19 protein-coding genes are annotated in these 18,593 nt (G+C 68.8%); 2 read left to right on the top strand and 17 right to left on the bottom strand.

The annotated features are described in order from the left end of the window. Positions 1-5: 5 nt before the first annotated feature. Entirely contained in the window at positions 6-1,415 is a 1,410-nt protein-coding gene (locus ACFC14_RS04620; RefSeq protein ID WP_376107102.1) for an ATP-dependent RecD-like DNA helicase, read from the bottom strand. A gap of 114 nt (positions 1,416-1,529) precedes the next feature. Between ACFC14_RS04620 and ACFC14_RS04625 the strand changes: the two genes are divergently transcribed. After that, on the top strand, positions 1,530-2,600 hold the full coding sequence (locus ACFC14_RS04625) for a hypothetical protein (protein WP_376101429.1): 1,071 nt from the start codon (positions 1,530-1,532) through the stop codon (positions 2,598-2,600). A gap of 33 nt (positions 2,601-2,633) precedes the next feature. Here the strand turns inward: ACFC14_RS04625 and ACFC14_RS04630 are convergent, their stop codons facing one another. The 3 genes from ACFC14_RS04630 to ACFC14_RS04640 form a co-directional block, all read right to left on the bottom strand. After that, on the bottom strand, positions 2,634-4,643 hold the full coding sequence (locus ACFC14_RS04630; RefSeq protein ID WP_376101430.1) for a cytochrome c oxidase assembly protein: 2,010 nt from the start codon (positions 4,641-4,643) through the stop codon (positions 2,634-2,636). Positions 4,644-4,730: 87 nt separating this feature from the next. Beyond that, a complete protein-coding gene (locus ACFC14_RS04635) occupies positions 4,731-5,018 on the bottom strand; it encodes an HU family DNA-binding protein (protein ID WP_017203554.1) in 288 nt (95 codons plus the stop codon). A gap of 182 nt (positions 5,019-5,200) precedes the next feature. Beyond that, positions 5,201-5,782, bottom strand: coding sequence for a TetR/AcrR family transcriptional regulator (locus tag ACFC14_RS04640; protein WP_376101431.1), 582 nt, complete (start codon positions 5,780-5,782; stop codon positions 5,201-5,203). Between the two features lie 147 nt (positions 5,783-5,929). Between ACFC14_RS04640 and ACFC14_RS04645 the strand changes: the two genes are divergently transcribed. Continuing rightward, complete coding sequence (locus ACFC14_RS04645) at positions 5,930-6,757, top strand: alpha/beta hydrolase (protein ID WP_376101432.1); 828 nt, start codon at positions 5,930-5,932, stop codon at positions 6,755-6,757. Between the two features lie 267 nt (positions 6,758-7,024). On the opposite strand, the gene ACFC14_RS04650 is transcribed toward ACFC14_RS04645, so the two are convergent. The 13 genes from ACFC14_RS04650 to ACFC14_RS04710 form a co-directional block, all read right to left on the bottom strand. Then, entirely contained in the window at positions 7,025-7,849 is an 825-nt protein-coding gene (locus tag ACFC14_RS04650; RefSeq protein WP_376101433.1) for an endonuclease domain-containing protein, read from the bottom strand. A 464-nt stretch (positions 7,850-8,313) separates the two neighbouring features. After that, positions 8,314-8,619, bottom strand: coding sequence for a 30S ribosomal protein S14 (gene rpsN, locus ACFC14_RS04655; protein WP_017829734.1), 306 nt, complete (start codon positions 8,617-8,619; stop codon positions 8,314-8,316). Positions 8,620-8,622: 3 nt separating this feature from the next. Further along, entirely contained in the window at positions 8,623-8,793 is a 171-nt protein-coding gene (gene rpmG / locus ACFC14_RS04660; protein WP_017203558.1) for a 50S ribosomal protein L33, read from the bottom strand. Next, complete coding sequence (rpmB, locus tag ACFC14_RS04665) at positions 8,793-9,029, bottom strand: 50S ribosomal protein L28 (RefSeq protein ID WP_376101434.1); 237 nt, start codon at positions 9,027-9,029, stop codon at positions 8,793-8,795. The genes rpmG and rpmB overlap by 1 nt, the downstream gene beginning before the upstream one ends. 153 nt (positions 9,030-9,182) lie before the next feature. Continuing rightward, on the bottom strand, positions 9,183-9,914 hold the full coding sequence (locus ACFC14_RS04670; RefSeq protein ID WP_376101435.1) for a DNA-3-methyladenine glycosylase: 732 nt from the start codon (positions 9,912-9,914) through the stop codon (positions 9,183-9,185). 1 nt (position 9,915) lies between these two features. Continuing rightward, positions 9,916-11,814 (bottom strand): hypothetical protein, encoded by a 1,899-nt coding sequence (locus ACFC14_RS04675; RefSeq protein ID WP_376101436.1) that lies wholly within the window; start codon positions 11,812-11,814, stop codon positions 9,916-9,918. After that, positions 11,804-12,616: a TIGR03943 family putative permease subunit gene (locus tag ACFC14_RS04680; RefSeq protein ID WP_376101437.1), complete on the bottom strand. Its 813-nt coding sequence runs from the start codon at positions 12,614-12,616 to the stop codon at positions 11,804-11,806. Before ACFC14_RS04680 ends, ACFC14_RS04675 begins: the two co-directional genes overlap by 11 nt. After that, complete coding sequence (locus ACFC14_RS04685; protein WP_205820305.1) at positions 12,609-13,649, bottom strand: permease; 1,041 nt, start codon at positions 13,647-13,649, stop codon at positions 12,609-12,611. Before ACFC14_RS04685 ends, ACFC14_RS04680 begins: the two co-directional genes overlap by 8 nt. Beyond that, positions 13,646-14,062: a Fur family transcriptional regulator gene (locus ACFC14_RS04690; protein WP_136041922.1), complete on the bottom strand. Its 417-nt coding sequence runs from the start codon at positions 14,060-14,062 to the stop codon at positions 13,646-13,648. The genes ACFC14_RS04685 and ACFC14_RS04690 overlap by 4 nt, the downstream gene beginning before the upstream one ends. A 46-nt stretch (positions 14,063-14,108) precedes the next feature. Continuing rightward, entirely contained in the window at positions 14,109-14,969 is an 861-nt protein-coding gene (locus ACFC14_RS04695) for a metal ABC transporter permease (protein ID WP_376107105.1), read from the bottom strand. Positions 14,970-14,983: 14 nt separating this feature from the next. Continuing rightward, positions 14,984-15,808 (bottom strand): metal ABC transporter ATP-binding protein, encoded by an 825-nt coding sequence (locus ACFC14_RS04700; protein ID WP_376101438.1) that lies wholly within the window; start codon positions 15,806-15,808, stop codon positions 14,984-14,986. Further along, positions 15,805-16,806: a metal ABC transporter solute-binding protein, Zn/Mn family gene (locus ACFC14_RS04705; RefSeq protein ID WP_376101439.1), complete on the bottom strand. Its 1,002-nt coding sequence runs from the start codon at positions 16,804-16,806 to the stop codon at positions 15,805-15,807. The genes ACFC14_RS04700 and ACFC14_RS04705 overlap by 4 nt, the downstream gene beginning before the upstream one ends. 51 nt (positions 16,807-16,857) lie before the next feature. Continuing rightward, on the bottom strand, positions 16,858-18,549 hold the full coding sequence (locus ACFC14_RS04710) for a glycoside hydrolase family 13 protein (protein WP_376101440.1): 1,692 nt from the start codon (positions 18,547-18,549) through the stop codon (positions 16,858-16,860). Positions 18,550-18,593: the final 44 nt, after the last annotated feature.

Raw genomic sequence — 18,593 nt, forward strand, 5'->3', positions numbered from 1 at the left:
CGGGCTCAGCCCTTCGGCAGCTCCGGGGTCGATGCCGCGAGCCAGGCGTCGCGCATGAACCGGCGCACGTCCTCATCCACCCGGATGTCGCGGGGCCGCAGCGGGCGCGAGAGATACAGCCCGTCGAGCGAGGTCAGTCGGCTCAGCGCGACATAGGTCTGCCCCGGCGCGAACGCCCCGGAGCCGAGGTCGACGATCGCGCGCTCATAGGTCTTGCCCTGCGACTTGTGGATCGTGACCGCCCAGGCCAGCCGCAACGGGAACTGGGTGAACTCGGCCACCACGTCACGCGACAGCTTCTTCGTGTTCTGGTCGTACGCGTACCGGAACCGCTCCCAGACGGCGGGTTCGACGTCGACCTCCTCACCGTCGATATCGACGCGCACCGCACTGCCGATGATGCGCGTGACCGTGCCGATCGTGCCGTTCACCCAGCGCGGCGGCTCTCCGGACATCGCCGTGTCGTTGCGGAGGAACATCACCTGCGCCCCGACCTTGAGCTTGAGCTCCGATTCCGCCGGCAGCGACGCCTCGCCGCGACCGAAGTCGCCGCTGACCTCGGCGCGCGCGGTCTGCTCCTTGCCGGGCAGCGCCGCGAGGTGCCTGCTGTTGATGCTGTTCACGATGTCGTTGCGCGTGGCGAGGGTGATCATCGGCACCTCGCCCGGCTCCGGCTCCGGCGGTGTCCGCGCGCCCTGCGTGTTCAGCACCCCGGCGATCTCGGCGGTCACCCGCCCGTAGCGCACGGCGTTGAGCATCGCTTTGAATCCATCGTCGGACTGGCGATGGATCTGCACCAGCTCCCGCACGTGCAGCTGAGCACGGGTGTCGACCTCGAACAGGCCCTCCTGATCGGACGACCCGAATCCGTGGGTTCCTGAGCCCGTCGAAGGGCCGGCCCACACCTTCGCGTCGAAGAACCAGAACGAGCGGTAGTGGTCCTGCACGTAGCGGGCCTCGTCGCCGCGAGGGGGAACCGGTGCGAGCTGATAGGGATCGCCGAACATGACCACCTGCACGCCGCCGAACGGCTCACCCCTTCGCCCTCTGGCCTGGCGCAGGGAGCGGTCGATCGCATCCATCAGGTCGGCGTTGACCATCGAGATCTCATCGATCACGAGCGTCTCGATCGCATTGAGGATGCGGCGGGTGGCATCGTTCTGGTCGATGTCGGCGTCGCCGATCAGACCGATCGGAAGCCGGAAGAGGGAGTGGATGGTCTGCCCCTCGACGTTCAACGCCGCGACGCCGGTGGGCGCGCAGATCGCGATCTGCTTCTTGGTGTTCCAGGCGAAATGCTGGAGGAGCGTGGACTTGCCGGTGCCGGCGCGCCCGGTGATGAAGACGTGCTCGCCGGTGTCCTCGATGAGCCGGAACAGCTCTTGCTGCTCCTCGGACAGGGCGGGAAGGGACACGGCACTCACAGGGGAAGCAGGCGGAAACGGGGCGTCACCCATGCTACGTCCCGGCATCCGGCTGCGGCTGCCGACGCTCGGCGTCCCCCCAGGACGCCCTCCTAGACTGACGCCATGGGACGGGTCGGCACGCGCGCGCCCCGGCGATCGCGCCTGGGCGTCGATCTGGCGATGCTCGCCGTCGTGGGCCTCATGCTCGTGGCCGCCCTGGGTGCCGGCGGGGCGACTCTGTACCAGCAGTTCTACGGCCCGTCCGCTTTCGTGGTCCGCTATCTCGACCTGCTGTCCTCCGGCAGCGCTGCCGACGCGCTCCGCATTCCCGGGGTCGCGATCGACCGCGAGACGCTCGAGAAGGCGGGCATCGACCCGTCGGCGTCTGAGGCGATGCTCCGGCGCTCGGCGCTCGCTCCGCTGACGGATGTGAAAGTGGAGTCGGAGAAGCCCGCAGACGGCGGCACCGCGGTCACCGTGAGCTACCAGGCGAGCGGCCACGCTGGCTCCAGCACGTTCCTCATCGTGCAGGACGGCTGGGCGGGCGTGACCCCGAACTGGCGCTTCACCACCAGCCCGCTGGCCGTGATCGACCTCACCGTGCGGGGCGCAGACCAGTTCGCGGTGAACGGCTTCGAGGTCGACCGTCGACAGGTGTCGGCCCTCGGCCCCGAGGCGGGCGCGCTCGACCCGCTGCCGCTGCTGGTGTTCACCCCGGGGCTGTACTCGGTGACCGTCGACACCCCCATCGCGACCGCATCCGGCCACGGCGTGCTCGCCGATACGCCGCTCGCCGTCACGCCGCTCGACGTGCAGACCGAGCCGACCCAGGAGTTCGTCAAGGTCGTGCAGCAGCAGGTCGAGCAGTTCCTCACAGAGTGCACGACGCAGGAGGTCCTGCAGCCGACCGCCTGCCCGTTCGGCCTGCGGGTCACCAACCGGATCACCGCACCGCCGAAGTGGTCGATCGCCAGCCAGCCTCAGGTGACGGTCGTCCCCGACGAGGGCCAGTGGAAGATCCCGACCACCGAGGCCGTGGCGCACGTCGACGTCGAGATCCAGTCGCTGTTCGACGGGTCGATCGCACCACTCTCGGAAGACGTGCCCTTCCAGCTGAACGGCACGATCGTGATCATGCCGAACGGCTCGGCGTCGATCAGGGTCGGTGCCCCGGGCGAGGTCCCGGTCGACTGAGTCCCGGTCGACCGACCACCGCCGCGACGGTTGTCAGCGGCCGTCGCGCTCCTCGCGGCGCTGATCGCGCTCGGCGAGGGCCGCGAGCTTGGCGTTGTACTCCTCGAGCTCGGCGTCGCCGGTGCGATCCGCGTGCCGGTCGGCCCGACGCTGCAGCTTGGTGTCGCTGCGGCTCCACTGGATGGCGACCGTGATCGCGAGGATGAGCGTCGGGATCTCGCCGATCGACCACGCGATGCCGCCGCCGACGTACTGGTCCTGCATCGGGCTCACGCCCCAGTCGCGGCCCATCGCCCCGAACCAGTCCGCGACCATCAGCCCCTCCTGCATCATGATCGCGATGCCGAAGAACGCATGCATCGCCATGACGGCGATCAGCGTGATCAGGCGTCCGGGATACGGCAGCCGGTACGGAACCGGGTCGGCCCCGATGAGGCTCATCACGAACAGGTAGCCGGAGATCAGGAAGTGGATGACCATCCACTCGTGGCCGAGGTGCTCGAACATCGACCAGCGCACGAGATCGGTGAAGTAGAACGCCCACAGCGACAGTATGAAGATCGCCGCCGCGACGAACGGATGCGTGACCACACGGGCGAACGGCGAGTGAACCGCCCACATGATCCACTCCCGACCGCCGCGGGTGCCGTCGTCGCGCTTGTGGATCGCGCGCAGCGCGAGTGTGATGGGGGCGCCGGAGACCAGCAGCAGCGGGATCGCCATCGACAGCATCATGTGCCCGAGCATGTGGATGCTGAACAGGTATTCCTGGTACGCGTTGATGGGCCCGCCGGTGACCCAGACGAGCAGCAGCATCCCCAGCACCCAGAAGATCGTGCGATGGATGGGCCAGCGGTCGCCGCGCACATGCAGGCGCCGCACGCCGGCCAGGTAGAAGAACAGTGCCAGACCCGCGGCGATCAGCCAGAGCACGTCGATGTCCCACGCCGTGAACCAGCGCTCGAGGGTGAGCTCGGGCGGCAGTTCCGACCCGGTGAGGATCTGGGCGGGCGTCTGCAGGAACGCGGTCTCGCCGGTGGGCGGCGGTGTGCGGGCCAGAGCGGCCGCGGCACCGGAGGCCAGGCCCATCAGCGCGACCTCGCACAGCACGAGCAGCCAGAACCAGCCGGCGGCGCGGGCTCCGGCGAGCTTCGGGATGAGGCGGGCGCGATACCAGGCACCGAGCAGGCCCATGCCGCCCAGCAGCGCGACCTTGGCGAGCACGATCCAGCCGTAGGGCGTGGTCCACAGCGCGTTCCAGTCGCCGACGGCCACGATCGATCGCGTGACCCCCGAGACGGCGACCACGGCGAAGGCGGCGATCGCGAGCGACGAGTAGCGCCCGACGAGCCGCGCCGTGTCGACGTCGGCACGTCCGCGCAGCAGGATCAGCAGCAGCAGGCCACCGAGCCAGACGGCTGCGCCGATCGTGTGCAGCAGGATCGAGTTGACCGCCATGTTGTGCCCGGCGAGATCGCCCGCATGACCCTGCGTCGCGAGCGGGAGGAAGGATGCCGCGGCCAGCAGCGCCGTGATGAGCGTGGGCGTCCACGAACGCCAGGCGAATGCGAGCACCGTGATGATCGCACCGAAGAGCGTCGTGATGAGCCAGGACTGGCCGAGCGGCAGTTCCAGCAGGAAGCGCCCCAGCTGCGTGCCGAACTCGCGCTCGATGCTGAGCTTCGGGTTGAAGGCCGCCATGAAGGCGAGGAATCCGGCGAGACCCGCGGAGATCGTGAAGACCGCGGCGCCGACCGAGGCGATGTTCAGAGCGGCGTCGAAAGAGCGCTCCCCCGCGCGCAGGCCGAACAGCGCCAGCACCAGCGAGCCGAGCATCACCGCGCCGGACATGTTCATCACGAGCTTGGCGATCGGCGTGCCCCAGAGCACGAACGGGCCCGGATCCTGCAGGAGCGGCGGCTTCGCGCCTCCGCCGACGAGAAGTGCGAGCGTCAGGGCGACCAGAGCCGCGACGAGGAGGATGACGATCCCGGCGATGCGATACGCCGAGATCCGACTCGTCGACTCGCTACGGGAACTCACCCCTCCAGCCTAGGCGCGCCCGGAGGGAGGAAAGCACGAAGGCCGCCCCCGTCGGAACGGGAGCGGCCTTCGATGAGGTGCGGTCGATTACTTGACGGCAGCCTTGAGCTTGGAGCCAGCGGTCACCTTGACGCGCTTGCCGGCCGGGATCTTGATCTCGGCGCCGGTCTGCGGGTTGCGGCCCGTGCGAGCAGCGGTGTCGACCTGCTCGAAGGAGATCCAGCCCGGGATGGAGACCTTGCTGCCCTTGGCAACAGCGTCGGAGACCGTGGCGAACAGCGAGTCGAGGACACCGGAGACGGTGGCCTGGCTCTGGCCCGTGGCGCTTGCGATGCTCGCGACGAGCTCGGTCTTGGTGATGGACTTGTCAGCCATGTCATCCTCCAGCGACGAGATCCCGTCGCATCGTTGTGGGTATCGGAGCGGATGCTCCTGGTCTAGTGACCGCCTTGAATGTATCAACCACCACCCTCATTTCCGCGTCATTTCGCGGGTTTTGGGCAATTACTGGGCGTGTCGCACCACTTTTGTCACTCCAGTCACAGATTCCGGGGTCGTCAGTGCGCCCGGTGAGCGTCGATCACGGCGCCGGCCGTGCGCTCGAAGGCGGGCGCTACGCGGTTCTCCCCGTCGAGATACCCGCCGACGAGCGCGGCGTCGCGCAGCAGCACGAGCGACGCGGCGACCTCGTCCGGACGCTCGAGACCGGCCGCCTCGGCGACCTGCTGCAGAGTCGCGCGGAACCACTCCCGATGCTCGTCGATGAGCTGCCGCACGGCCCCACCGGCATCCGGATACTCCGCGGCCGCGTTGATGAAGGGGCAGCCCCGCGTGTGGTGTTCGCGGATGTCGGCGGCGATGCCCTGGACCACCGCGTCCAGCAGCGCGTCGGGGTCGGATTCGGTCGCTCCCGCCTCGGTGAACATCGCGCGGAGCATCTCGTCCTCGTGACCGAGGTACGCGAGCACGAGGTTCTCCTTGCCGCCGAACTGCTTGTAGAGGGTGGCGCGAGTGACCCCGGCCTCCTCGATCACGCGGTCGACGCCGACCGCGTGGATGCCCTGCTCATAGAAGAGGCGGGTGGCGGCATCGATCAACCGGGCGCGGGCGGGGCTGGGGCGCTTCGTCGTGGTGTCCATGGTCTTCCTCTCATCGTGTCATCCGAACCCCGGCATCCGAATCCGATTTGACAGTTTCGGGAATAGGTTGCGGTAGATAGAACGTTCGGTCTACTATCAGCGTAACGCACTTCCGATCAGCGGGAGCCGAACAGAGAGAAGAAGATCATGAACACCACCGACAAGACCCCCATCGTCCTGATCCACGGCCTGTGGATGACCCCCGCGAGCTGGAACACCTGGGCCGAGCGCTTCCGCGCCAAGGGCCACGAGGTCATCGTCCCGGGATGGCCCGGCATCGACGACCGCTCCGTCGAGGACATCCGCCGCGACCCGTCCGCCCTGAAAGGCATCGGCCTGAAGCAGATCGTCGATCACTACGAGCGCATCATCCGCGCACTTCCCGTCAAGCCGATCGTCATGGGCCACTCCTTCGGCGGGGTCATCACCCAGATGCTCGCCGACCGCGGTGTCGGAGCCGCGTACGTGGGCGTCGCTCCCGGACAGACCGCCGGCATCACCACCCTGCCGTTGTCGACGCTGTGGACCGGCACCCCGATCCTCGCGAACCCCTTCGGTCGCAACGGCGCCAAGCCCCTGTCGAAGCGCCACTTCCACTTCACGTTCGGCAACGACCTGAGCCGCGCCGAGTCCGACCGCCTCTGGGAGGAATCGGCCGTGAACTCCTACAACCGGGTCTTCTTCGAGGGCGTCGCCGCAGCATTCAACGAGAAGGGCGGCGTCACCCACGTCGACTACGCGCGCACCGACCGGGCCCCGCTGTACGTGATCACGGGCGAGATCGACCACGTCGTACCGCCGGCCATCGGTCGCGCGATCGTGCAGAAGTACCGCTCCACCGGGAGCCCCGCCGTCGTCGACTACAAGGAGTACCCCGGACGCACGCACCGCCTCGTCAGCCAGGACGGCTGGGAGGAGATCGCCGATGACGCCCTCGCCTGGGCCGTCGCGCACACCACCACCCCCGTCGCGTGACGCCGGGCTGCGCCGGTGCTGGGGGGCTGGGGCTGGGGGCTGGGGGCTGGGGGGCTGGGGGCTGGGGGGCTGGGGGCTGGGGGCTGGGTCATGACGCCTGGTGCAGCGTCAGCAACTGCCCGCACAGAATGAAGGAGATCTCACGGAATGAAGGAGTGGATACAGCATCCGCTCCTTCATTCCGTGAGATCTCCTTCGCGTTGTGCGTGGGAATGCTCAGGCCTTGGGGATGCTCAGGCCTTCGGGATGCTCAGGCCTTGAGGATGCTCAGGGGAGGTGCGCGCCCTGTGCGACGGCCTCCATGATCACCGACTGCACCTCGGGCCAACGCTGCATGACCTGCTCATAGCTGAAACGAAGAACGCGGTAGCCGCGAATCATCAGCTGCGCGTCATGCGCGATGTCCTTGGTCCGCTGCTCGCCCGCGTGCGTCGCCCCGTCGATCTGGATGACCAGCCGATCCCCGATGAGCAGGTCCACCCGCCGGTCGATGCACCAGGCCTGAGGCAGCATCCGAAGCCCCAGCCAGCGAAGCCGGTGGATGACGATGGTCTCCAGTCCCGAGTCGGCGAACGGTCGCGCCCGTTCGAGGACCCCTCGGGCCGGCGGCGGAAGATCGAGCCCACGAAGCCGCTCGCGGTCGACGAGCCCCTTGTTCATGGCCGACTCCCAGACGACGAGCGCCGTCTCGAACGGCTGGCATTGAGCGACCAGGGCGAGAGCGTTCAGCAACTCATCCACCGTCGCGTCGGGTGGCCGCACGACGACCGGCTTCGACCAGTGCACGACGACGTGTGCTGGCACCTGGATCCGCGCGGCATTCGGTCTGGCAACGACATGCAGTGCGGGCTTCTCGGGAACCCAGAGCCCCTGCCGGGCGGCCGCGGTGACACAGCTCAGCACCACGCCGTGCGCGACGGCGCCGACGACCTTCGGATCAGCTTCCGGGAGCGCCACCCACCCCTGCCGCACCGTTGAGATCTCGCGCCGCTCCTTCGACCGCCGAAGCGCGTGCGCGCTGACCCCGGCTGCTCGGAGAGCCCGCACCGGCGCGACTCCCCCACGACGCATCAGCTCATCCACGGGATCCATCGAACGATCCTGCCTCCGATGAGCAGCCGCATGTCGCCGCGGTCCCGGCATGCGGACAGACTTTCCTCAGCGCAGGCCCCGGTGCAGGAGAACAGCGCCCGGGCAGCCGCTGGCCTGCTGGCCTGCTCGCCTGCTCGCCTGCGCGCCTGCGCGCATCCCCCACCCCTCTCGAAGCGAAGGAGATCTCACGGAATGAAGGAGTGGATGCGGCATCCGCTCCTTCATTTCGTGAGATCTCCTTCAGAGCGCGAGGGACCCGGGAACACAGAAGCCCCGGGAATGTAGAAGCCCCCGAGCCACAGAAACCCCCGAGACGCGAAGCCCCGGGAACACAGAAGCCCCGGGAATGTAGAAGCCCACGAGACACAGAAACCCCCGAGACGCGAAGCCCCGGGAACACAGAAGCCCGGGGACGCAGAAGGGGCGAGGATCCGAAGATCCTCGCCCCTCCTGTCTGCTGAGTCTTACCAGCTCGACTTGGTCACGCCGGGCAGCTCGCCACGGTGTGCCATGTCACGGAAGCGGACACGCGAGATGCCGAACTTCGTGAGGACACCGCGGGGGCGGCCGTCGATGACGTCGCGCGAACGCACGCGAGCCGGCGACGCGTTGCGCGGCAGCTTCTGCAGGCCGACGCGTGCGGCCTCGCGGGCCTCGTCGGTGGCGTTCGGGTCGACCAGGGTCTTCTTCAGCTCGGCGCGACGCTCGGCGTAACGCTCGACGATGACCTTGCGCTGCTCGTTGCGAGCGATCTTGCTCTTCTTAGCCATTGATCAACGCTCCTCTCGGAATTCGACGTGCTGACGGATGACCGGGTCGTACTTCTTGAGCACGAGGCGGTCGGGGGTGTTGCGGCGGTTCTTCTTGGTCACGTACGTGTATCCCGTACCTGCCGTCGAACGCAGCTTGATGATCGGACGTACGTCCTGAGCCTTCTTGGCCATTAGAGCCTCACACCCTTCGCCTGGAGGTCCTTGACCACGTTCTCGATGCCACGGACGTCGATCACCTTGATGCCCTTGGCGGACACATTGAGCGTGATCTTACGACCGAGCGACGGAACGAAATACGTCTTCTTCTGCACGTTCGGGTCGAAGCGGCGCTTCGTCCGGCGGTGCGAGTGCGAGACATTGTGTCCGAAGCCGGGAACAGCTCCGGTCACCTGGCACACTGCTGCCATGATGTGACTCCTTCTATACCGTGAGACCGGACGGCCTCACCCAAGATCCCTTGTCTGCACGCCGCGGGCCCTTCGACCCCTTCGACAGGCTCAGGAACCGAGAAACACCCAGCGGCACGCGAACTGCGCACAGGAGTGTGCGCAGACAAAGAGTCAGTTTAGCACGGGCGGAGTGCCAGGAACTGCCGCAGCCTCGGCGGCACCGCGGCCCCACCGGAACAGCGACACCGTGGGGTCGCCGTCGATCCAGAAACGCCAGGGGAACGCATGCGTACCGGCGACCCCCGCGACGCCGACCCGCGGCCCGCTCACCACGTCGTCCCGCGGTTCGCCCAGCCACAGTTCCGCCCGTGCACCGTGCAGCCGCTCCCCCGTCACGGCATCGATCCCGTCGTGCAGAGGATGCCGCAACCCGACGGCCTGACCGAGACGTCCCGGACCACGGGCGAGGTCGCGAAGAGCGATGCGCCCGAGAGGCAGCGCCGCACCCCGCCGCCGAGCCGCGGCATCCGCTCCGGACACGACCTCACCGGCACGCAGCAGCACGCCATCGCCCTGCCCCTCGGGCCCGCACACGACGTTGACACACGAGTGGATGCCGTGACTCAGGTACACGTACAGGTGTCCGGGCTCGCCCCACATCGTGGCATTGCGGGCGGTCGGCCCCATCCGCGCATGCGACCCCGGGTCCGCGATCTCCCCGGTACCCCGACCGTGATATGCCTCGACCTCGGTGATGCGCAGCCGCACTTCGACCGGGTCGGTGTCGTCGGGCCCGACGACGAACGTGCGCAGTTCCGCCCCGAGGAGTCGCGGTGCCACGTCGACTGCGGAGCCGCTCAGATCGGCGCGGACGGCACGGCGCAGAGCATCGTGCGTCGACATGTCAGAACCGCGGTGCCGTCTGGCACCAGGAGACATCGAAGCCGGTGAGGGCGACCATCTCCTTGCCCGACTCCATGTCGATCAGGTGCGTCTCGACGTTCTCGGGCAGCGGGAGCAGCATCCCGTCATACGGGTTGCTCGCCAGTTCGGGCGCGATGACGACGGCCGCGTACTGGCCGCTCGGCGACGCGCACGCCTGCAGGATCGAATCCGCCGAGCTGACCTCGACCAGCGGAGTCGCCTTGCCGTCGTCGTCGACGCGGATCACCGCCTGCCCGACCGGAAGCCCCGCATCGTCACGCGAGACCACGTGCCGCAGGGTGCCGCCGGGGTAGGGCGTGATCGAGGAGGCCGTGCCGTAGTCGGGATCGGATGCCGCGAGCGGCTGCTCGGATCCGTCGGCGAGATTGAGTTCGACAACGGTGGCGTCGAGTCGCTCGACGATCGCCGTGTACGTGCCCCGGGAGATGCCCTGGATGGTCGCGGCGAGCCCGAGGGACTGCACCCCCGCGTCGGTGGAGCGGTCGACGAGCGAGAGCGCTCCGTCGAAGTCGATGAACAGCACGGCGGCGCTGTCGGGCACGAACTGCCAGACGAAGACGCTTGCCTCCTTGCCCGCGACCTCGATGATCTGAGGATCGTCCTTGCCGTTCAGCGACTGCGTGACCAGCACGCTCGCTCGCCCCTCGTCGTCGCTCAACTCACGGTCGGAGTAGCTGTAGCCGACGAGGCCGCCGCGCTCGGAGACCTGGATCGCGCCCACGTAGCCGTCGCCCGGGAGTTTCAGCTCGCGCTGGTTCTTCCCATCACGATCCATCACGAGCAGCCGGGACCCCTCGTCCTCCTCGACCGCGACGACGAGCTGGTTCGAGGTCGCGCGGAAGTCGTTGATCTTGTCATGCTCGTAGACCGCCACCCCGTCGCCCTTGAGGTCGGTGAGGAAGATCTTGTCCTTGCCGTCGACGTCGCGGCGCAGGATGAAGATGTGAGACGCCGGGGTCTCGAAACTCGTCGTCAGCGTCGTCGACGGACCTCCGCCGGCACCGGTGACATCGGCGACGCGGACCGTGTACTTCGTGGAGTCGTCGAGCGGAACCGTGAAGCGGACGCCGACGCCGCGCCCCGATGCGTCGACCGTGAACGGCACGGCCGGCTCGACGGTGACCTGCTCGGGGTCGATCGGCGCGAGGGCTTGATTCGCCGTGAGGATGACCCTGCTTCCGGACGACTCGATCGCCTGAGCGGCATCGACCTGCACCTCGCTGACCCGTGGCCCCTGCAGGAGACTCACGATGCCGAATCCGGCGCCCACGAGCACCAGCACGCCGAGGACCGCACCGATCGTGAGGAGGAAACCGCGTGACGTCGCGGGAGTGCGGGCGGGCTCGCCTGCGGACGGACCACGGGAGTCGGTCGGAGCGGATGCTTCTTCGCGCGCGGCGGCGGCCTCCACCTCGAGCTCGGGCTCTCCGGCGACGGGAACCGAGCCGGCGGGAGTGGCGCCGATGAAGACGGGCGCCGTGGGGACGGGCACGGAGGGGAGTGCCGTAGCCTCGGCATCTTCCCTAGCGGTGGCCTCGAAGGCGGCCATCTTTCGGGCAGCGGCTTCCTGCTCGGCGACCTCGCGATCGCCCGCCTCACGGACGGCGGCTTCGCGAGCGGCGGCTTCGCGAGCGGCAGCTTCCCGAGCGACGGCTTCACGAGCGGCCGCCTCACGCGCAGAGGTCTCGCCCGCATCGGCACGCGGCTCGTCGACGCTCGGCTCGGTCTCATGGTGCGTCGCGAGCGCGCGGTCGATCCGTTCGGCCTCCGCCGCCTCGGCCGCCTCTCTGGCCGCGCGCATCTCCGCACGGGTCTGCGGAACGGCGGGCACCTCGGGGCGATCGTCGTCAGTACTCATACGGATCCCCCGGCTCGTCGATCGCGACGACATCGGTCGGCTCGATACGGAGCTTTCCGTCGGCGTCCGCCCGCACGGTGCCGGTGATCTCGACCCACTGGCCGGTCGCATAGTCTTCCGGATCGACGTCGACGGGCAGCGCAGCGGTCTGCGCGTCGATCACGCAGTGCGTGATGACCAGTCGCGTGAGGTTCACGCCGTCATCGCCCGACGAGTCGGGCGTCACGAAGCCCGTGAGCGTCACGGGTGCACCGTCATAGGCGGCGGTGTTCGTGGACGCGGCGAAGACGCTCGCCCAGTCGCCCACGCCGAAGGTGGACGTGTCGGCGACGCCGAGCGCGACCGTGTCGGCACCCGCGAACAGGGCGCTCTGCTCCCCCGCGCGCGACATCGCGAGCTCGACCGACAGCGAGGCGGGCGGCAGCACGAGGGCGGCTGCCACGACACCCGTGGCGATCACACCGCCCGCGACCGCTCCGACACCCGCGAGCGAGCGTCGACGGGATGTGGGGGACGAGCCGTGATCCGCGTCATCGACGGCATCCGATGTTTCCGGAGCAGGCCCGTGGTCGTGTCCGTGGTCGCCCTCCTCCCCCAGTGGGAGAGTGCAGGACCAGATCGCACCGGCGAGTGTGACGACTGCGGCGGTGCACGCGAACCACACCGACTCGGGACTGATGTAGAGGTTGAGGCGCCCGGTGAGGCCGAGTCCGAGTGTGACGACAGAGATCACGGCCGCGAGGCCCACACCCAGCCAGCGGGTGCCGAGCGCGCGCACGCGGGCGACGGTCTGCTCAGACAAGGACGTTCACCCCGATCCCGATGGCGAAGGCCGAGGCGAGCACGATTCCCACGATGCCGACGAGGGTGCGCGTCGTGAACGTGGTGCGCATGAGCGCGAGCATCTTGACGTCGACGAGCGGACCGACCAGCAGGAAGGCGACGATCGCACCGGACGAGAACGTCGAGGCGAACGACAGGGCGAAGAAGGCGTCGACGTTCGAGCAGATAGCGACGGTCATCGCCAGGATCATCATCGCGACGATCGACAGCACCGGGTTCGACCCGATCGCCAGCAGCCACTCGCGCGGGATGAGCACCTGCACGGCTCCCGCGAGCGCCGAGCCGATCACCAGCGCCGGCATCACGGCACGCAGCTCGACGAGGAACTGCGTGAGACTGCGCCGCACCGGCGTGCCGGGCTCGTGCGTCACGCGGTCGCACGTGTCGACGAAGCGCTGCGTGAGCATGCCGTCGGGGTCGGGGTGGCGGCTGTAGATCCAGCCGATCAGGTTCGCGATCAGGTAGCCGCCGACGAGACGGGCGACCAGGATGCCGCCGTCCCAGCCGAACGCCGCATGCGTGGTGAGGATCACGATCGGGTTCACGATGGGCGCCGCGATGAGGAAGGTCATCGCCTCGGCCGGAGCGAGCCCGCGCATCATCAGGCCGCGGGCGAAGGGCACGTTGCCGCACTCGCACACCGGGATCAGCATGCCGAGCAGCGACAGCACGGCACGGCGAGCCCATGCCCGCCGGGGCAGCCAGCGGTGGATGACGTCGGCCGGCAGCCACACCTGCACCACGATCGACAGCAGCACGCCGAGGATCACGAACGGCAGCGCCTCGATCAGCACGCTCAGCGCGAGGGTGAGGCCGTCCTGCGCGCGGGTCGGGAGAGCTGCGGGGAAGAGCTTCGGAAGGAAGGCGTCGATCAGGAACAGCGCCGCGATGATGACGGCGCCGAGGCCGACGCCGATCCATGCCGATCGGGGCGAGGGTGCCGGGCGATGGGAGTGGCCGTGACGGGTCGCCGTTGCTGCGGAGGGGCTCACGCGGACGCGGCCCTCTCGGCGTCGCGCTTGTTCGTGCACGGCGTGCACAGCCCGAAGATGTCGACCACGTGCGCGGCATCCGTGAATCCGTGCAGCGCCGCGGTGCGGTGCGCCCACTGCTCGACGTCCTTGGCCTCGATCTCGACCGTCAGGCCGCAGGACCGGCAGATGAGGTGGTGGTGGTGGCCCTGCGTCGTGCAGGCGCGATACAGCGCCTCACCCTCGGGACTCTGCAGCGAATCCGCGTCACCGGATGCGGCGAGCCCGGCGAGAGCGCGGTACACGGTGGCGAGGCCGATGCCCGTGTTGTCGTCGCGCAGCGAGGCGTGCAGGTTCTGCGCGCTCACGAAACCGCGCGCGTCGGCGAGTGCTTCGCGCACGCGTTCGCGCTGCCAGGTGTTCCGCTGAGCCATACGAAGAGTCTAGGCCGCGGCGGTTGGCGACGGCTGGGAGTGGATTTCAGGCTGCGACACGCCGCACCCTGGCGCGCGAACGCTGCACGATCCAGCACACGACGTAGATGGTGAACGAGAGGGTCGTGATGTACGGGCTGACGGGCAGGGTGCCGGCGAGGGCGAGCAGGATCCCGCCGACGGCCGAGACGAACCCGAACAGAGCGGACAGCAGCGGCACGGCGATGGGGCCGGCCGTGACCCGCATCGCGGCGGCTGCGGGTGTGACCAGCAGCGCCATCACCAGCAGCGCGCCGATGATGTGCACGCTCACCGCGACGATGAGACCCAGCAGCACCATGAACAGCAGGCTCACGGCGCGCGTGGGCACTCCGCGGGCGGCGGCCGATTCCGGGTCGAGCGAGTCGAACCGCAGCGGGTTCCACATCACCAGCAGCCCGATCAGCACGACCATGCTGATGCCGATGAGCCAGCCGAGGTCGGGGCTGGACACCGAGACGATCTGCCCGGTCAGCAGGCTGAACCTGTTGGCGCTGCGGCCGTCGTACAGGGAGAGGAACAGGATGCCGAGGCCCAGGCCGAACGGCATCAGCACTCCGACGATCGAGTTCCGGTCCCTGGCCTTGGCGCCGAGGATGCCGATCAGGATCGCCGCGACGAGGGCGCCGGCCAATGAGCCGAACACCACGCTGCCGCCGAACAGCAGGGCAGCTGCGGCACCCGCGAAAGACAGCTCGCTCACGCCGTGCACCGCGAAGGCCAGGTCGCGCTGCATCACGAAGACGCCGATCAGACCGCCGACGATGCCGAGGACAGCGCCCGCGATGATCGAGTTCGAGAGCAGGGCGACGAGCTCGCCGTAGTCCTGGAACGAGAAGACGTCGCTCCAGTCGACCATCGGCACCATGGCCGCGGAGACGCTCATGCCGCTCCTCCGTGTTCGTGGTGGTCGCCGTGGTCGTGGTGCGGCTCGGCATCCGGCACGCCGACGACGACCAGCCGGTCGCCCGCGCGGAGCACGAACACCGGGGTGCCGTAGAGGTCGCTGAGCACGCGGGTCTGCAGCACCTCATCCGGGGTGCCCAGGAGGAACCGGCCGCCGGCGATGTACAGGATGCGGTCGACGCGGCCGAGGATCGGGTTGATGTCGTGCGTGACGAACAGCACCGCGGCCTCGCGCTCACGGCGCTGGCGGTCGATGATGTCGGTCACGGCGAGCTGGTTGGCCAGGTCGAGGTTCGACAGCGGCTCGTCGCACAGCAGCAGCGCCGGCTCGTCGGCGAGAGCCTGTCCCACCCGCAACCGCTGCTGCTCGCCACCCGAGAGCAGGCCGACACGACGATCGGCGAAGTGCGAGGCGCCCACCGCATCGAGCAGCCGGTCGACCTTGGCGCGGTCACCGCGGTGCGGGACCGGGAACCCGAAACGGCTTCCGCTGACGCCGAGCCCCACCAGATCCCGAGCTCGCATACTGGTGTCGGGAGCGAGGTTGCGCTGCTGCGGGATGTACCCGATGCGGGAGTTGCCGCGGTGCACGGGCTCCCCCGCGACGCGGATCGACCCGGAAGACAGCGGCTGCAGGCCGAGGATGCTGCGCAGCAGCGTGGTCTTGCCCGACCCGGATGGGCCGAGCACCGCGATGAACTCGCCGGGCTGCACCGTCAGGTCGAGCCCTGACCAGAGTTCGCGATCCCCGCGGTGAAGTGCGGCGTCGGAGATCTCGAGGACCGGAGCGCCCCCGCTCACGGCTGGACGGCGGCGGCGAGGCTCTTGATCGCGTCACTCATCCACTCAGAGTACGACGATCCGTCCTCGAGCAGCTCCGTGAAGGCGACGACGGGGATGCCGGCATCCTTCGCGGCGGCCTCCACACGCTCGGTCTCCGCTCCTCCGGTCTGCGCGTTGGTCAGCAGAGCAGTGGCCTGTTCGTCTTCGATCACCGTGAGCGCTTCGAGCAGCACGGCAGGCGCGACATCACTGCCCTCCTCGACCGACTCGGCGAATCCCCCGGGGGTGACGTCGGTCAGGCCGGCGGCAGCAGCGAGGTAGCCGGGCAGCGGTTCGGTCATGAAGACCGTGGCCCCTGCGGCATCCGTCTTGATGGTCTCGAGGTCGGCCTCGAAGCCCTCCAGGTCGGCGATGAGGTCGTCGGCGTTGGCGGCGAACTCCTTCGCCCCGTCGGGGTCGAGCTCGGACAGCTCGTCGGAGATCGCCTCGACGACATGGATCATGGTGTGCGGGTCGAACCAGACGTGCTCGTTGAAGCCCTCGATGTGGTTGTGGCCCTCGTGACCCTCTTCGCCCTCGGCGTGATCGTGGTCGTGGGACTCATCCTCGGCGTGGTCGTGCTCGGCCTCGCCCTCGTGCCCCTCGTTGCCGGGGAAGTCGTGCGAGAACTCGACCGCCGTGACGACGTGCGGGTCGTTCGCGTCCTGCAGCAGCGTGTCGACGAAGGCGTCGTACCCGCCGCCGTTCTCGATCACCAGATCGGCCTTCTGCACCGTGAGGCGGTCGCGCGCGGTCGCCTCGTAGGAGTGCGGGTCCTGCGACGCGGAGGTGATGAGCGACTCGACGTCGACGCGGTCTCCGCCGATCGTCGCAGCGATGTTTCCGTAGACGTTGGTGCTCGCGACGACCGTGATGGTGCCGTCGTCGCCCTCTCCCGCTGCCGGGGTGGTGGAGCATCCGGCCAGCGTGAGAGCGGCGACGGATGCGAGGGCGAGGGCGACGACGGGCTTCTTCATGCCCTCACTCTAAACGCTAATGAGAACCATTATCAAATCGCCTACTCGGCCTCAGCCGAGCAACGCCGCCGGGGCGACCCACGCGGTGGCCTCACCGGGAAGAGCGGAGCCGGAGAGCGGAGCGCTCGAAAGCACGACGTCCGCGGCATCCGCACCGAGGTCGAACGGCTCGGTGCCGAAATTCGTCACGATCTGCCATCCGTTCGGGCGGGCGAAGCGCAGCACGTCGGCGCGTCCGGTGTCGATCCACTCCAGCGTCTCGCCGGTCTGCAGCAGGCGCCTCAGGCGCAGCGCCTCGCGGTACAGCGACAGCGTCGACGAAGAGTCGGCCGCCTCGACGTCGACGGCGGACTCGGCGAACCAGGCCGGTTGCGGCAGGTGCGCGCCCTCCGCGCCGAAGCCGTACGAGGAACCGCCGGCGGTCCAGGGCAGCGGCACGCGGCATCCGTCCCGGCCGAGACCGTCGAAGTCGGCGCCGCGGAAGAATCCGGGATCCTGACGCTGCTCCGGTGTGATCTCGGCCACCTCGTGCAGACCGAGCTCCTCTCCCTGGTACAGGTATGTGCTGCCGGGCAGGCCGAGCAGCAGCAGGGTCGCGGCGTGCGCCCTGCGGAGTCCGCCCTCGCGATCGAGGGCTTCTGCCGGACCGCCCGCCTTGACCCACTCGGTGCCCTGCTTCACCGCGCGCCCGTGCAGCGGAGCGAGCCCGTAGCGCGTGGCGTGACGGGTGACATCGTGGTTCGAGAGCACCCAGGTCGTCGACGACCCGGTGGCCTGCGCCTGCTCGAGGTTGTCGACGATGATCTCGCGGAACTGCGTCGCATCGAAGTCGGCGACCAGCAGATCGAAGTTGAACGCCTGTCCCAGCCCCTCGGCGGAGGCGTAACGCGCGCGGCGCTCCGGAGTGTCGACCCAGGCCTCGGCGACGGCCGTGCGGGGCGGGTCGTACTCGTTGAAGACCCGGCGCCACTCGGCGTAGATCTCGTGCACGTCGTCGCGGTCGATCATCGGATGGGTCCCCGAGGTGCGGTCCATCGCGTCGAGCTCGACCCGGCTCGGCAGCGGATCCCTCAGATCCTTCGTGAGCATGTGGGCGACGTCGATGCGGAACCCGTCGACTCCGCGATCGGACCAGAAGCGCAGGGTCTTCAGGAAGTCCTCGCGCACCTCCGGGTTGTCCCAATCGAGGTCGGGCTGCTCCTTCGCGAAGTTGTGCAGGTACCACTGGCCGTCCTCGACCCGCTCCCATGCGCTGCCGCCGAACACCGACACCCAGTCGGTGGGCGGCTCGGACCCGTCGGGGCCGGTGCCCTCGCGGAAGATGTACCGTCCGCGCGCAGCCGAGCCGCGACCGGCGGCCAGCGCCTCCTGGAACCACGCGTGCTGATCCGAAGTGTGATTCGGGACGATGTCGACGACGACGTGGATGCCGCGCGCGTGCAGCGCCTCGACCATCGCATCGAAGTCGGCGAGGGTCCCCAGGCGCGGGTCGACGTCGCGGTAGTCGGCGACGTCGTAGCCCCCGTCGGCGAGCTCAGAGGGATAGAACGGGCTCAGCCAGACCGCGTCGATGCCCAGCTCGGCGAGGTAGTCGACACGGGAGACGATGCCCGGGATGTCGCCGATCCCGTCGCCGTTCGCGTCGGCGAAGCTGCGGGGGTAGATCTGGTACACGGCGGCCTGGCGCCACCATGCAGCCGTCCTGTCGTCTTCGCGGGTCTCGGTGAGAAGCGAATCGGTCATGAGGGGTGAGTACTCCTTCTTCTTTCTTGCGGTGGTTCTCGTGG

This window comes from Microbacterium sp. NPDC055988 (assembly GCF_042269505.1).
Classification (GTDB): Bacteria; Actinomycetota; Actinomycetes; order Actinomycetales; family Microbacteriaceae; genus Microbacterium.